Genomic DNA, 15,072 nt, shown 5'->3' with positions numbered 1-15,072 from the left:
GCTGTATTAATGGTTATACCGCGCGCACGCTCTTCCGGTGCAGAATCAATTTGAGCATAACTCTTCGCTTCTCCACCAAACTTCTTCGTCAGTATCGTCGTAATTGCCGCAGTAAGCGTAGTCTTACCATGATCCACATGCCCTATCGTTCCAACATTTACATGTGGCTTAGACCGCTCAAATTTACTCTTTGCCATATCTTATCCTTTTACACTCTATACAATTTCACTATTTCTTGCTTATTATAGCTTCCGCCACATTCTTTGGTGCCTCGGAATAATGCTTAAATTCCATCGAATAAGTCGCTCTTCCCTGTGTTGCAGATCTCAATGCCGTTGAGTAACCAAACATTTCTGCAAGCGGCACTTCTGCTCGAATGACTTTGAAGCCAGGAATATCTTCCATTCCTTGTATCATACCGCGCCTTGATGATAAATCACCTACAACATTACCCATAAAATCTTCCGGCGATTCCACTTCAACAGCCATCATAGGCTCTAGCAACACTGGATTGGCTTTACGCATACCATCCTTAAATGCTATTGATGCAGCCATTTTAAATGCGTTCTCATTCGAATCCACATCATGATATGAACCATCAAAAAGAGTAACTTTTACATCCACCACGGGATACCCCGCCAACACTCCGCTAGGCAGAGTCTCTAACAGTCCTTTTTCGACCGCCGGTATATATTCTCGCGGCACTGCTCCGCCCTTTATTTCATCTATAAATTCAAATCCTTTACCGGTTTCATTTGGCTCCATTCTTAACCAAACATGACCATACTGCCCACGACCGCCAGATTGCTTTACAAACTTTCCCTCTATCTCTACTGATTTTTTTATCGCTTCACGATAAGCCACTTGTGGAGCCCCCACATTCGCTTCCACGCTGAATTCACGCTTCATACGATCAACAATGATCTCAAGATGTAGCTCGCCCATGCCAGAAATAATCGTTTGCCCAGATTCCTCATCCGTTCTAACTCTAAATGAAGGATCTTCTTGAGCTAATCTATTTAGCGCCATACCCATTTTCTCTTGATCTATTTTTGTTTTTGGTTCAACCGCAACATGAATTACAGGCTCTGGAAAATCCATTCTTTCCAGCGTGATTATATTTTGAGTATCACACAACGTATCCCCAGTAACCACATCTTTCAAACCTACCGCCGCAGCAATATCTCCCGCTCGCACCTCTTTGATCTCTTCACGTTGGTTCGCATGCATTTGCAATATTCTACCAATTCTTTCTTTTCTTCCTTTAATCGGGTTATAGACTGTATCGCCTGACACCACAATACCTGAATACACTCTGAAGAAAATAAGTTGCCCCACGTATGGGTCTGTTGCAATCTTAAATGCTAGCGCTGAAAAAGGCTCGTTATCATCAGCCGTTCTCTTGTCCGCCTCACCATTTTCCTTTTCACCTTGCACTGCAACGATATCAGTCGGCGAAGGCATATAATCTATAACTGCATCTAGCATTGCTTGAACCCCTTTGTTTTTAAAGGCGGTCCCGCACATCATTGGCACTATCTCATTATTAATTGTTCGCATCCGCAAACCAAGTTTTATTTCGGAAATATCCAGATCTCCACTTTCTAGATATTTATTCATCAATTCTTCATTGGCTTCAGCTGCCGACTCCAGCATTTTCTCACGCCAGGATTTCGCATCTACTTGCAGAGCATCAGGAATATCACGCTCTACAAACTTCATCCCCCTGCTTTCTTCGTCCCAATAAATAGCCTTCATTTTCACTAAATCGACTATACCTTCAAATTTATCCTCGGCCCCTATCGGCAACTGAATCGGCACCGGTACCGCCTTAAGTCGCGCCTTAATCTGCTCATAAACACGCATAAAATTTGCGCCCGAGCGATCCATCTTATTCACAAAAGCAAGCCGCGGAACCTTATATTTATTTGCTTGCCTCCAAACTGTTTCAGTCTGAGGCTGAACTCCACCAACCGCACAAAAAACTGTACAAGCCCCATCCAATACCCGAAGTGAGCGTTCCACTTCAATTGTAAAATCAACGTGCCCCGGAGTATCAATGATATTAATTCTGTGCTCAGGGTAATTACCGCCCATCCCCTTCCAAAAGCAAGTTGTAGCAGCCGATGTTATCGTAATACCTCTTTCCTGCTCCTGCTCCATCCAGTCCATTGTTGCCGCACCATCATGAACCTCGCCTAATTTATGTGACACACCGGTATAAAATAGCACACGCTCAGTAGTGGTTGTCTTACCCGCATCAATGTGTGCCATGATACCGATATTTCTATAACGCTCTATAGGAGTTTTTCTTGCCACAGTCTTAATGCCTTACGAATATCCGATTAATGAATGCTACTCTTTCAATTTTGTCCAGCTAGAATCTAAAATGCGAGAATGCCTTATTAGATTCAGCCATCCTATGAACCTCTTCACGCTTCTTAACTGCACCTCCGCGCCCCTCAGCTGCTTCAGTCAACTCATTCGCCAACCTTGCATCCATTGACTTTTCGCTTCTTTTCCTTGCAGCATCTCTAAGCCACCTCATGGCCAGCGCATTACGTCGCACAGAACGCACTTCTACCGGAACCTGATAATTTGCACCACCCACTCGACGACTCTTTACCTCTACGATTGGACGCACGTTGGTTAATGCTTGCGTGAAGATTTCCAGGGGATCATTTCCAGTTTTCTTCCCGATGTGCTCTAGCGCGCCATAGATAATTCTTTCAGCCACTGACTTTTTACCTCTCGTCATGAGAACATTAACAAATTTTGCTAGCTCTACATTGTGATACTTTGGATCTGGTAAAATTTCCCGCTTTGGAACTTCTCTACGTCTTGGCATTATGCAACCTCTTCAGATTTGTTACTTTTCTGTTCTTTTTTTTCTATCTATAAATACTTGTGTTATATGCAGATAAGACACTAAGCAGTTTTTGGTTTTTTGGAACCATATTTTGATCTTCCCTGCTTACGATCTTTAACACCCGCTGTATCTAGGCTTCCCCTCACTGTGTGATAACGCACACCCGGCAAGTCTTTGACACGACCTCCACGAATCAGCACAACCGAGTGCTCCTGAAGATTATGCCCTTCGCCACCAATATAACTTGAGACCTCAAATCCATTAGTCAATCTCACTCTGGCTACTTTGCGCAACGCAGAATTTGGCTTCTTTGGTGTAGTCGTATATACCCTTGTACAAACACCCCGTTTTTGCGGACTATTTTCTAATGCAGGAACGCTACTTTTAACCCGCTTAGCTATACGCGGCTTTCGAACTAACTGACTGATTGTCGGCATTTCTATGTCCTAAAAAACTGCGACGGCTTCTAAGCCGTCTGCAACTAACCTATTGCTAAACCATATTTCTATTTTATCAATGGTGTAAAATTAATTAAGTCGTCATCTTTATTTTTCCGAAAGGAAAGATGCATCAAAAAAGAGAGCGGATTCTATTGGGTTTATATTTTCGTGTCAAGATAAACATCGCTAGCACAGACATCATTTTACCAGTATCTTGATATGTTTTACCATTCATTTCTTGTTTTACACGAAGAATATAACCAACGAGCTCCGTCAATCTCTAAAGTTATGGAATTGTAATGGAAGACTATCAATTGATTTTTTTATTAATTGGATTACATCCTGCAGCACATCTTTCTTTGTGCCGGCTACACGCACAACTTCCCCCTGGATACTGACTTGCACTTTAAGCTTACTATCTTTAATATTTTTTATAATTTTTTTAGCCAATTCTGTTTCAATTCCCGTCTTGATTGTCACTAGCTGCTTTACTTTATTCCCACTAATTTTATCAATCTGACCTTTATCCAAACATCGCACATCCACATTCCGTTTTGTCAATTTAATTCTGAGAATATCTAAAACCTGCTCCAACTTAAATTCATCATCTGCAAATATCACTAATTGATAATCGGTCTGCTCCACCCGTGCATCCGAACCCTTGAAGTCAAAGCGAGCACTTACTTCTTTATTAGCTTGTTCTACCGCATTCCTGACTTCCTGCTTATCAACTTCCGAAACTATGTCAAATGTTGGCATTTTATTTCTATATAAACTGAGCAAATGATCAAGATTTTTTACGTATGCTACTATACATTTTATCGAGCATTCCTGACCACTCAGTCAAGCTGACCAAGTTTACGCTTAGCTGCAATACGCAACCTTAATGCGTTCAATTTGATGAATCCTGCCGCATCTGCTTGATTATACGTTCCAGCATCATCTTCAAATGTCGCAACATTTGGATCGAATAATGAATCAGCATGAGAGTCTCTGCCGACCACAATAATATTTCCTTTATACAACTTCAATCTCACCCATCCATTGACATTTTGCTGGCTCACATCAATCATCGCTTGCAGCATTTTCCGCTCTGGACTCCACCAATAACCGTTGTAAATCAGCTCAGCGTAACGCGGCATTAAATCATCTTTTAAGTGTGCAACCTCTCGATCCAAAGTAATTGATTCAATTGCGCGATGCGCGCGCAGCAGAATTGATCCACCAGGAGTCTCATAGCATCCTCGCGATTTCATACCAACATATCGATTTTCTACTAAGTCTAGCCTGCCAATTCCGTGCTTACCACCCAACATATTAAGTGTTTCTAATACGCCAGCCGGTGATAATTTAACGCCATTTAAGGCCACGACATCCCCGCATTTAAACTCCACATCTAAATACTCAGGTACATCGGGTGCGTTTTCAGGTGATACGCTCCAACGCCACATTGACTCTTCCGGCTCAGCCGCCGGATCCTCAAGAACCCTTCCTTCATATGAAATATGCAGTAAATTCGCATCCATGCTATAAGGTGAGCCAGTCTTTTTCTTCATTTCAACCGGAATACCATGTTGCTCAGCATATTGCAGTAACTTTTCTCGCGAAGTTAAATTCCATTCACGCCAAGGCGCGATTACTTGGATATCTGGTTGCAATGCATAATATCCTAGCTCGAAACGCACCTGATCATTACCTTTCCCTGTAGCGCCATGCGAAACCGCATCGGCACCCGTCTCCTCGGCAATTTCAATCTGCCGCTTTGCAATTAATGGACGTGCAATACTCGTACCCAGCAAATATTCTCCTTCATAAATTGTATTCGCCCGAAACATTGGAAATACAAAATCTCGCACAAACTCTTCCCGCAAATCATCAATATAAATCTCTTTGACACCAAGCTGCTTTGCTTTTGCGCGTGCTGGCTCAACTTCCTCCCCCTGCCCAATATCAGCAGTAAATGTCACTACTTCACATTGATAGGTATCTTGCAACCACTTTAAGATAACTGATGTGTCCAACCCTCCAGAAAATGCCAAAACTACTTTATTTATTTTTTTCATTCTTCTTTCTTTTCACATTTTTCGTTTAGCGAATTAAACAAAGGTCAACTAAAAATTCTAAATTCCAAGCTATATTCCAATATTTATTTTACCCAGAAGCAAATACTCCATAAGTGCTTTTTGCGTATGTAACCTGTTTTCCGCTTCATCCCATACTACCGATTGCGGTCCATCCAAAACTTCGGCACTTACTTCTTCATCACGGTGTGCTGGCAAACAATGCATAAATAAAGCATCTGATTTAGCCAATGACATCATTTCCGTATTAACACAAAATGCAGCAAAATCATTTTTCCTTTGTTCTATTTCTTCCTCGAATCCCATACTCGTCCACACATCTGTTGTAACAAGGTCTGCACTCATTACAGCTTCACGAGGATTGGCATAAATTTTGTAATGTGTAGCACCCCTTAACCCTATTCGCTCAGGATCAATATCGTAACCAGGCGGTGTTGATACATGCACTTGAAAATTAAAAATTTCGGCCGCTTGCAACCAAGTATTGCACATATTGTTGGAATCACCGATCCACGCTACAGTTTTACCTTCTATGCTGCCTCTATATTCGATATAAGTAAAAATATCACTCATAATTTGACACGGATGATATTCATCAGTTAAACCATTGATTACCGGCACTCTAGAATTCTCAGCAAAGCGCTTGATAGTGTCATGTTGATATGTTCGGACCATGACCAGATCTACCATGCGCGAAATCACGCGTGCAGCATCCTCTACAGGCTCCCCCCGCCCCAATTGTGTGTCCCGCGTTGACAAATAAATTGCCGCGCCACCCAACTGATGCATACCTGCCTCAAATGATAATCGAGTGCGCGTTGAATTTTTGTCAAAAATCATCGCCAATGTTCGATCATTCAACGGCCAGTATTGCCGGTATTGTTTGAACTCCTGTTTTATCCAGCGTGTACGTTCAAATAGATACTCGTATTCATCGCGGCAGAAATCATTAAATTGCAGAAAATGCTTAAGTTGCATAGCAAAATAAACAACCAATCAGTCGCCAAAACTTGATACACGCTGATTAGTTATTCAAAAACTCCTTTATTAGTGAGCAAGTGATGTCAACCACCTGCTCAGCTTCGTTTTGCTGCATCACAAACGCAGGCAGCAAGCGCACCACTTTATCGGATGTTACATTAATCAGTAGTTTCCTCTCCAAGGCTTTTTGGACCAGTTCACCACAAGGCACTGAAAGCTCGACACCTACAATCAAACCCTGACCTCTGATCTGCACGACTCCTACCACACCGGCCAGCTGTTTCTTCAGCCTATCACGTATAAAGTCACCCAGTCTCGTTATATGATCAAGAAGATTTGCATCGGCAATTACGTTCAGGGTTTCAATCGCAGCAGCGCAAGCCAGCGGATTACCCCCGAAGGTGGAAGCATGATTACCCGGTTTGAAAACTTCTGCAGCCACACCTCTAGCCAAGCAAGCACCAATCGGAACCCCCCCCGCCAAACCCTTGGCCAATGTTATTACATCCGGCATAATATCGCTATGCTGAAACGCGAACCATTTACCACTACGTCCGATTCCAGACTGTATCTCATCCAACATCAAAAGCCATCCGTTTTGATCGCAGAGATTACGTAACTTTTGCAGATAATGCGCCTCGGGAATATTAACCCCACCTTCACCCTGAAATGGCTCCACCAATACCGCCACAACATCCTTATTGTTAGCAGCGACTTGCGTGATCGCCTCCATACTGTTATAGGGAACACGTACAAATCCCGATAGCAGGGGTTCAAATCCCGCCTGCACCTTGCGATTTCCACTAGCCGTCAGGGTTGCCATGGTACGACCATGAAATGAGCGCTCCATGACTACAATTGTGGGCAATGAAATTCCTTTATTATGCCCATGCAAACGAGCTAGTTTAATCGCTGCTTCGTTGGCCTCAGCTCCTGAATTACAAAAGAAAGCATTATCCATTCCTGATAATTCAATCAGACGATCAGCCAATTGCTCCTGTTTCTCAATGTTATAAAGATTAGATGTATGGATTAACACGCCGGCTTGTTCACAAATAGCTTTAGTTAACTTTGGATGACAATGCCCCAACCCGCACACAGCAACACCTGCCAACGCATCCAAATACTGCTCACCGCGATTATCCCACAACCACACTCCTTCCCCTTTCACAAAGGTAACGGGCAACCGTAAATAAGTATTCATCAAATTGGACACAGCACTAGACTCACATTTATTTTAATTTTAGATGGAAAATTCAATTAAGCGCCCTAACTCAGCTCAATGTTCAAAGTAAGAAAAATTTGGAAAAACTATTATAATTACTTATTTAATCTGCTTTTTCAAGCTTTATTCTCCAATGTTCGGCTTATTTTTGCAATTTTACACTGCAAAGAACTAAGAAATTATGACAGCATGTTAGAATGCTGCGGTTTATAAATTTTCTTATATTAATAAACTTTAATAAGAAGATACACCTCTGCACCATAACCCGCTGTTCTCAAAAAAAATCATAAGATATGAATCAATTTGCCAAGGAAACCCTGCCCATCAGTCTTGAAGAAGAAATGCGGCGTTCCTATCTTGATTACGCGATGAGTGTGATTGTAGGTCGCGCCTTACCTGATGTTCGTGATGGTTTAAAGCCGGTTCATCGGCGCGTGTTATTTGCCATGCATGAACTCTCTAACGACTGGAACAGACCGTACAAAAAATCTGCGCGTATTGTTGGCGATGTCATTGGTAAATACCACCCGCACGGCGATACTGCCGTCTATGACACTATTGTACGCATGGCGCAGCACTTTTCGCTGCGCTATATGCTCATTGATGGGCAAGGCAACTTCGGTTCAGTAGATGGTGATAACGCTGCTGCGATGCGCTATACCGAAATCCGTATGTCACGTATTGCACATGAATTGTTGATTGATCTTGACAAGGAAACAGTGGATTTCGGCCCCAATTATGATGACTCCGAAAAGGAGCCACTAATACTGCCCGCTAAAATCCCCAATCTGTTAATCAATGGTTCATCTGGCATCGCCGTCGGCATGGCAACCAATATTCCACCGCACAACCTTAACGAAGTGGTAGAAGCCTGTCTCGCCTTACTCAAGAGCCCCGATATTAGTATCGATGAGCTTATTGACTTAATTCCAGCGCCAGATTTTCCCACTGCTGGCATTATTTATGGTGTAAATGGTGTACGAGACGGCTACCGTACGGGCCGTGGTAGGGTTGTTATGCGCGCGCGCACTCACTTCGAAGATCTGGAGAAGGGTAGTCGTCAATCTATCATCATTGACGAATTACCCTACCAAGTTAACAAAGCGAACTTACTAATTCGCATTGGAGAACTGGTTCGCGATAAAAAAATTGAAGGCATCTCTGATTTACGTGACGAATCCGACAAATCCGGCATGCGTGTTGTCATTGAACTGAAACGCGGAGAAATGCCCGAGGTCATTCTGAACAACTTGTATAAAGAAACACAAATGCAAGACACGTTTGGCATGAACATGGTCGCTCTGCTTGATGGCCAACCACGACTGTTAAATTTAAAGCAGATTCTAGATGCTTTCCTGCGTCATCGCCGCGAAGTTGTCACGCGCCGCACTGTGTTCGAACTAAAGAAAGCCCGGGAACGCGGTCATTTACTCGAAGGCCTGGCAGTCGCACTATCTAATGTTGATGAAATTATCGCCTTAATCAAAGCAGCCCCGACACCAGCTGATGCCAAGGAAGCGCTGATGGCAAGAATATGGCATTCTCAATTAGTTGCAGAAATGCTGACGCGAGCAATGGCGGACGCTGGCTCGCTGCGTCCTGAGGGTTTGGATAACATGTTTGGATTACAAGCACAGGGCTACCGTTTATCTGATGCCCAAGCACAAGCGATTCTGGAATTACGTTTACAACGCCTCACCGGTCTCGAACAAGAAAAGATTGTTGATGAATATAAGGATGTGATTGAAAAGATTATTGACTATCTCGACATTCTGGCGAATCCAGGACGCATCACCCAGATCATTACCGAAGAGCTGGATGCAATCAAACAACAATTCGGCGACAAACGCCGCAGTGAAATCATTGTCGACACGCAAGATTTAAGCATGGAAGATCTGATCACACCAGCGGATGTCGTAGTTACACTGTCACATACTGGTTATATCAAGTCCCAACTGCTGGATGATTACCGCGCACAAAAGCGTGGCGGGCGCGGCAAGCTGGCAACCAGCACCAAGGAGGACGACTTCATTGACAAATTATTCATTGCCAACACGCACGACTATATCCTGTGTTTCTCAAGCTTGGGACGTGTGTATTGGATCAAGGTGTATGAAGTGCCTCAAGGTGGCCGGCAATCCCGTGGCAAACCAATCATCAACTGGGTACAACTGGAAGAAGGCGAAAAAATCAACGCAATTCTACCGGTCAAAACCTTTGATGAAAATCGCTTTGTCTTTATGGCGACTTCTTTTGGTACGGTCAAGAAAACACCGTTATCGGACTTTTCCCGTCCGCGCAACAATGGCATTATTGCGATTGGATTGGATGCAGGGGACTTTCTCATTGGTGTTGAATTGACCGAAGGCAAACATGATGTGATGCTGTTCTCAGACAATGGCAAAGCCATGCGCTTCAGCGAAAATGACGTGCGTCCAATGGGACGCGCCGCCCGTGGCGTGCGCGGCATGAAGTTGGGTTCAGGGCATAAAGTCATCTCTATGTTAGTCGCTGAGAATGAAGATCTCGCAGTATTAACAGCCACTGAGAACGGTTATGGAAAGCGCACTCCGATTGGCGAATACACACGCCATAACCGCGGCACTCAAGGCATGATCGCAATCATTACCAGCGCGCGTAACGGCAAGGTCGTTACGGCAAAACTGGTAAAACCCGACGACGAAATTATGCTAATCACTTCCGGCGGCGTATTGATTCGCACCCGTGTTAATGAAGTGCGGGAAATGAGTCGCGCCACGCAAGGCGTTACTCTTATCAACCTGGATCCCGGCGAGAAACTGGCCGGCCTAGAGCGAGTAGTGGAAAGCGAAGAAGATGATGATGAAAGTTAATAACTCACCAAAACTTAACCGCAAATAACGCGATGGATCAGATCTATAACTTTAGCGCAGGCCCTGCAGTTATTCCCAAAGAAGTACTGCAGCAAGCACGCGAAGAAATGCTAGATTGGCACGGTAGCGGCATGTCCGTAATGGAAATGAGTCATCGAGGCAAGGAATTCATGTCAATTGCCGAAAAAACCGAAAGCGATTTTCGTGAACTGATTGGCATTCCAGAAAATTACAAAGTGTTATTTCTACAAGGCGGGGCTTCCAGTCAATTCTCCATGGTGCCAATGAATCTGTTGCGTGGCAAAATAAAAGCGGACTATATTAATACCGGCCAGTGGTCAACCAAAGCCATCGAAGAGGCTGCCCGTTATTGCACGATCAACGTCGCCGCTTCCTCGGCAGACACTAATTTCACATATGTGCCTACGCAAGATAAATGGCATCTGGATCCTGAAGCAGCCTATATTCATTACACCAGCAATGAGACTATTGGTGGTGTCGAGTTTCATTGGGTACCAGAAATTGATTCACACAGCGGCATTCCACTGGTAGTCGATATGTCATCCGATATCTTGTCACGACCGTTGGATATCACGCGGTTTGGACTGATCTATGCAGGTGCACAAAAAAACCTCGGGCCTGCTGGGTTAACACTGGTCGTAGTCCGCGAAGATTTATTAGGTAAGCCACTGCCAGGCACGCCAACGTTATACAATTATCAGATCCATGCACAAAATGATTCAATGTACAACACACCACCTACTTACGCCATGTATATTACCGGATTGGTATTTGCATGGCTGAAAAATAAAGGCGGATTGACCGCAATGGAACAAACCAATATCACCAAAGCCAACTTACTGTATGACTTGCTGGATAACAATGATTTTTATCACTGCCCAGTAGCCAAAGCAGATCGATCACTGATGAATGTTCCCTTTACATTGAAAAACCCTGCGCTGGACGAAGGATTTCTCAAGCAGGCCAGTAGCAATGGTCTGATTCAGTTAAAAGGCCACCGTTCCGTAGGTGGTATGCGTGCATCAATATACAATGCCATGCCGGTTGAAGGTGTTGAAAAATTAGTTGCATTTATGAAAGAATTCGCCAATCAGCATGCCTGAACATCGACATAATATCTTTAAGATTCTCACACTCAACCAGATTTCTCATCATGGGTTGTGTCGCTTTCCAGCGGAAACTTATCAGATTGGCAAAGATATTGCTGAACCGGATGCAATTCTGGTGCGTTCGCATAACATGTTAAATCAGCATATCCCTGTCAGCGTTAAAGCGATTGGCCGCGCCGGCGCCGGCACCAATAACGTTCCGGTACCTGATATGAATAACCGTGGCATTCCCGTGTTTAATACGCCTGGCGCGAATGCCAATGCAGTTAAAGAACTGGTTTTAGCCAGCCTGTTCTTGGCTGCGCGGAATCTGGTACCTGCGTTGAAGTTTGTTGAGAATCTGCAAGGCGATGATGTGATGTTGAACAAACAAGCTGAAGATGGGAAAAAAGATTTTTCTGGTATTGAATTGCCCGGACGCACACTCGGCATCATCGGGTTGGGTGAAATCGGCAGGCTGGTAGCCAATTCTGCGCTCAAGCTAGGTATGAAAGTAATCGGTTATGACCCCCAAATTACTGTGGACTCAGCGTGGAATTTGTCAGCCGAAGTCAAGAAAGCTAATAGCATAGAAGATCTCCTGCGCCACAGCGAGTTTATCAGCGTGCATGTTCCACTACTTGATTCCACCCGTCATCTAATCAATGACAAAAGCATCAAGTTAATGAAACATAATGTGATTCTATTGAATTTTTCGCGCAGTACAATTGTCGATGAAGAAGCTGTTCTAACCGGTATTGCAACAAACAAAATCAAAACTTATGTCAATGACTTTCCCAGTCAGAAATTGCAGCATCAGAGGTCAGTCATTACGTTACCGCATATCGGTGCATCAACACAGGAATCGGAAGAAAATTGCGCCGTTATGGTAGTAGATCAACTCATTGATTATCTGCAAAACGGTAACATCACTCATACAGTCAATTTTCCCGATATACAGATGGAGCGGGAATCGCCCTATCGGATGGCAGTTGCCAATGCCAACGTGCCCAATATTGTGGGGCAAATATCCACCAGCATGGCCAAGGCCGGATTGAATATCCACAACATGATCAACAAGTCACGAGGAGAAATGGCTTTCACACTGGTCGATGTCGACAGCCCGGTGCCACAACATGCATTGGATGAAATCGCCGCCATAGCCGGTGTGCTCATGGCGCGATATCTACCACTTACTCAATAGACTTCGATACCGTATTGTTCCGCTAAAATTCTCACCGCTTATGTCAGAAGAACTCAAAAAATTACGCGACCAAATTGACGCCATTGACAATGAACTGCTTCAACTGGTGAGCAAACGTGCCGAACTGGCACAGCAAATCGGCAAGATTAAAAAGAGCGGCATTATTTATCGCCCTGAACGTGAAGCGCAAATACTGACAAGCATGCAGGAGCAGAATCCCGGCCCCATCAGCAACAAACAAATCAAACAATTGTTCATCGAAATCATGTCGGTATGCCGTGCATTGGAAAAGCCAATGAGCGTAGCTTATCTCGGGCCTAGCGGCACTTTCTCCGAAGACGCAGCATTAAAACGTTTTGGCAATGCTATTACAACCCTAGCGTGCGATTCTATCGACGAAGTATTTCGCGCTGTAGAATCGGATATAGCTAATTATGGAGTGGTGCCAGTGGAGAACTCTACCGAGGGCGCAGTTAGCAGAACCATGGATTTACTGCTGCAAACGTCGCTGATCATTTGTGGCGAAATCCAACTAGCTATCCATCAATTTCTCATGGCGCAGCAAACTGGATTATCGCACATCAAAAAAATCTATACTCACCCGCAGTCTTTCGCACAATGTCATCAGTGGCTAAGAATCAATTTACCACAAATTTCCGATATTGCCTTTGTCACAACCGCCAGCAATGCCGATGCAGCTCGACATGCAGCAGCAGACAAGCATGGAGCGGCAATAGCAAGCAAGAGAGCAGCCGAATTGTTCGGACTTTCCATCTGCGCTGAAAACATCGAAGATGATCCGAAAAATACTACGCGCTTTCTAGTTATTGGTAAGCAGATGGTAGATATTTCAGGAAAAGATAAAACTTCTCTCATCATGTCAACCAACAATCATTCCGGGGCAATCTATAAATTGCTCGAGCCGCTGGCACAGTATGGCGTCAGTATGAGCCGTTTGGAGTCGCGCCCATCGCGCGCAGGTCTATGGCAATATGTTTTTTTTGTGGATATTGAAGGACACCAGCAAGATCAAAACGTGGCTGCCGCACTGACAGAATTACGCAATAAAGCAGCTTTTCTGAAAATCTTGGGATCGTATCCGGCGACGTAACCTCTCACCATCACCCAATAGTCACACGATTGAATTATTCAACTCCCGATATTTTTACTCAACAACACACTTAATCTTATGAATCTCTGTGACTTTGCTCCAGAATATATCCGTTCTATCCAACCTTATCAGCCGGGCAAACCCATTTCCGAACTGGCACGAGAAATGGGGCTGGATGAAGCGCATGTAATCAAACTGGCTTCCAACGAGAATCCGCTGGGTACCAGCCCGCTCGCATTAGATGCGATAATAAACGCATTGCACGATATCGCGCTCTATCCAGACGGCAGCGGCTACGAATTGAAAGCCGCACTTTCCAAACGCTATGAAATTGATCCGGAACAAATTATTCTGGGCAATGGCTCCAATGATGTTTTAGACCTGGCCGCTCGTGTATTTCTGAAACCAGGTGCCGCTGCTGTGTATTCACAGCATGCTTTTGCCGTTTATCCACTGGTAGTGCAGATGATCGGTGCCAACGGCATATCGGTTCCTGCCCGCGAGTATGGCCATGACTTGCCAGCGATGCTAGATGCCATCACACCGGAAACACGCATCGCGTTCATCGCCAGTCCGAATAACCCGACTGGCACCTTATCCAGCGAAGATGAGCTATGCCGATTCATGGAGCGCGTCTCCCGTGATGTATTAGTCGTTATCGATGAAGCCTATTACGAATACTTACCTGAAGCAAATAAACCGGACAGTATCAGCTGGTTGAAACGGTTCTCCAACTTGCTGATCACACGCACTTTCTCTAAAGCCTACGGCTTGGCCGGTGTACGCGTTGGATTCGGTCTGGCTCATCCGGATGTTGCTAACCTGATGAATCGCGTACGCCAGCCATTCAATGTCAGCAGCATTGGTTTGGTAGGTGCTTTGGCCGCATTACACGATGCCGAATTCGTACAGCGTTCATATGCGCTAAATCGTGCGGGCATGCTACAACTCACAGATGGTTTTCGCAAAATGAGCATCGAATGCATTCCCTCATATGGCAATTTCATCAGTTTTCGCGTCAATGGTGATGCATCCAACACCTTGGAAGTTTATCAAAAATTGCTGCAACAAGGCATCATTGTCCGCCCACTCGGTATTTATGAAATGCCCAATCATCTCCGGGTTACAGTTGGATTGGAATCGCAAAACAAACGATTCTTGGAAGCACTGGAACTGGCATTAAGCGAATTGAATTAATCA

The 15,072-nt window shown here is 44.4% G+C and carries 13 protein-coding genes; 5 read left to right on the top strand and 8 right to left on the bottom strand.

The window, feature by feature from the left end; translation table 11 throughout:
• The 8 genes from Q0C11_RS09505 to Q0C11_RS09470 form a co-directional block, all read right to left on the bottom strand.
• Positions 1 to 197 (bottom strand): GTP-binding protein (locus tag Q0C11_RS09505; RefSeq protein WP_293005695.1); only part of this gene is annotated, 197 nt, incomplete at its 3' end.
• A gap of 31 nt (positions 198 to 228) precedes the next feature.
• Positions 229 to 2,319 (bottom strand): elongation factor G, encoded by a 2,091-nt coding sequence (gene fusA / locus Q0C11_RS09500; RefSeq protein ID WP_293007360.1) that lies wholly within the window; start codon positions 2,317 to 2,319, stop codon positions 229 to 231.
• A 58-nt stretch (positions 2,320 to 2,377) separates the two neighbouring features.
• Positions 2,378 to 2,848, bottom strand: a complete 471-nt coding sequence (gene rpsG / locus Q0C11_RS09495) for a 30S ribosomal protein S7 (RefSeq protein WP_103966276.1) — start codon at positions 2,846 to 2,848, stop codon at positions 2,378 to 2,380.
• 80 nt (positions 2,849 to 2,928) lie between these two features.
• Complete coding sequence (rpsL, locus tag Q0C11_RS09490) at positions 2,929 to 3,306, bottom strand: 30S ribosomal protein S12 (RefSeq protein WP_062558929.1); 378 nt, start codon at positions 3,304 to 3,306, stop codon at positions 2,929 to 2,931.
• Positions 3,307 to 3,582: 276 nt separating this feature from the next.
• Positions 3,583 to 4,068, bottom strand: coding sequence for a YajQ family cyclic di-GMP-binding protein (locus Q0C11_RS09485; RefSeq protein WP_293007358.1), 486 nt, complete (start codon positions 4,066 to 4,068; stop codon positions 3,583 to 3,585).
• 80 nt (positions 4,069 to 4,148) lie between these two features.
• The gene (locus Q0C11_RS09480) at positions 4,149 to 5,372 is read right to left on the bottom strand and encodes an argininosuccinate synthase (protein ID WP_293007356.1); all 1,224 of its coding nucleotides are present in this window, start codon (positions 5,370 to 5,372) and stop codon (positions 4,149 to 4,151) included.
• A 69-nt stretch (positions 5,373 to 5,441) separates the two neighbouring features.
• Entirely contained in the window at positions 5,442 to 6,368 is a 927-nt protein-coding gene (gene argF / locus Q0C11_RS09475) for an ornithine carbamoyltransferase (RefSeq protein ID WP_293007354.1), read from the bottom strand.
• Positions 6,369 to 6,414: 46 nt separating this feature from the next.
• Positions 6,415 to 7,575, bottom strand: a complete 1,161-nt coding sequence (locus tag Q0C11_RS09470; protein WP_293007352.1) for an aspartate aminotransferase family protein — start codon at positions 7,573 to 7,575, stop codon at positions 6,415 to 6,417.
• A 314-nt stretch (positions 7,576 to 7,889) separates the two neighbouring features.
• Here Q0C11_RS09470 and gyrA point away from each other — a divergent pair, with 314 nt between their 5' ends.
• The 5 genes from gyrA to hisC all read left to right on the top strand — a co-directional run bounded on the left by gyrA (position 7,890) and on the right by hisC (position 15,069).
• Positions 7,890 to 10,448 carry a DNA gyrase subunit A gene (gyrA, locus tag Q0C11_RS09465; RefSeq protein WP_293007350.1) on the top strand — a complete coding sequence of 853 codons (2,559 nt, stop codon included), beginning with the start codon at positions 7,890 to 7,892 and terminating at the stop codon, positions 10,446 to 10,448.
• A gap of 32 nt (positions 10,449 to 10,480) precedes the next feature.
• Positions 10,481 to 11,572 (top strand): 3-phosphoserine/phosphohydroxythreonine transaminase, encoded by a 1,092-nt coding sequence (serC, locus tag Q0C11_RS09460; RefSeq protein ID WP_293007348.1) that lies wholly within the window; start codon positions 10,481 to 10,483, stop codon positions 11,570 to 11,572.
• A complete protein-coding gene (locus tag Q0C11_RS09455; RefSeq protein ID WP_293007346.1) occupies positions 11,565 to 12,761 on the top strand; it encodes a 3-phosphoglycerate dehydrogenase family protein in 1,197 nt (398 codons plus the stop codon). Before serC ends, Q0C11_RS09455 begins: the two co-directional genes overlap by 8 nt.
• 40 nt (positions 12,762 to 12,801) lie before the next feature.
• Entirely contained in the window at positions 12,802 to 13,872 is a 1,071-nt protein-coding gene (pheA, locus tag Q0C11_RS09450; RefSeq protein WP_293007344.1) for a prephenate dehydratase, read from the top strand.
• Between the two features lie 78 nt (positions 13,873 to 13,950).
• Entirely contained in the window at positions 13,951 to 15,069 is a 1,119-nt protein-coding gene (gene hisC / locus Q0C11_RS09445; RefSeq protein ID WP_293007342.1) for a histidinol-phosphate transaminase, read from the top strand.
• Positions 15,070 to 15,072: the final 3 nt, after the last annotated feature.

Source organism: Nitrosomonas sp., assembly GCF_022842015.1.
Taxonomy (GTDB): domain Bacteria; phylum Pseudomonadota; class Gammaproteobacteria; order Burkholderiales; family Nitrosomonadaceae; genus Nitrosomonas.
Note: the sequence above shows the minus strand (reverse complement) of the source record. Positions and strands in the feature narration are given on the sequence as shown.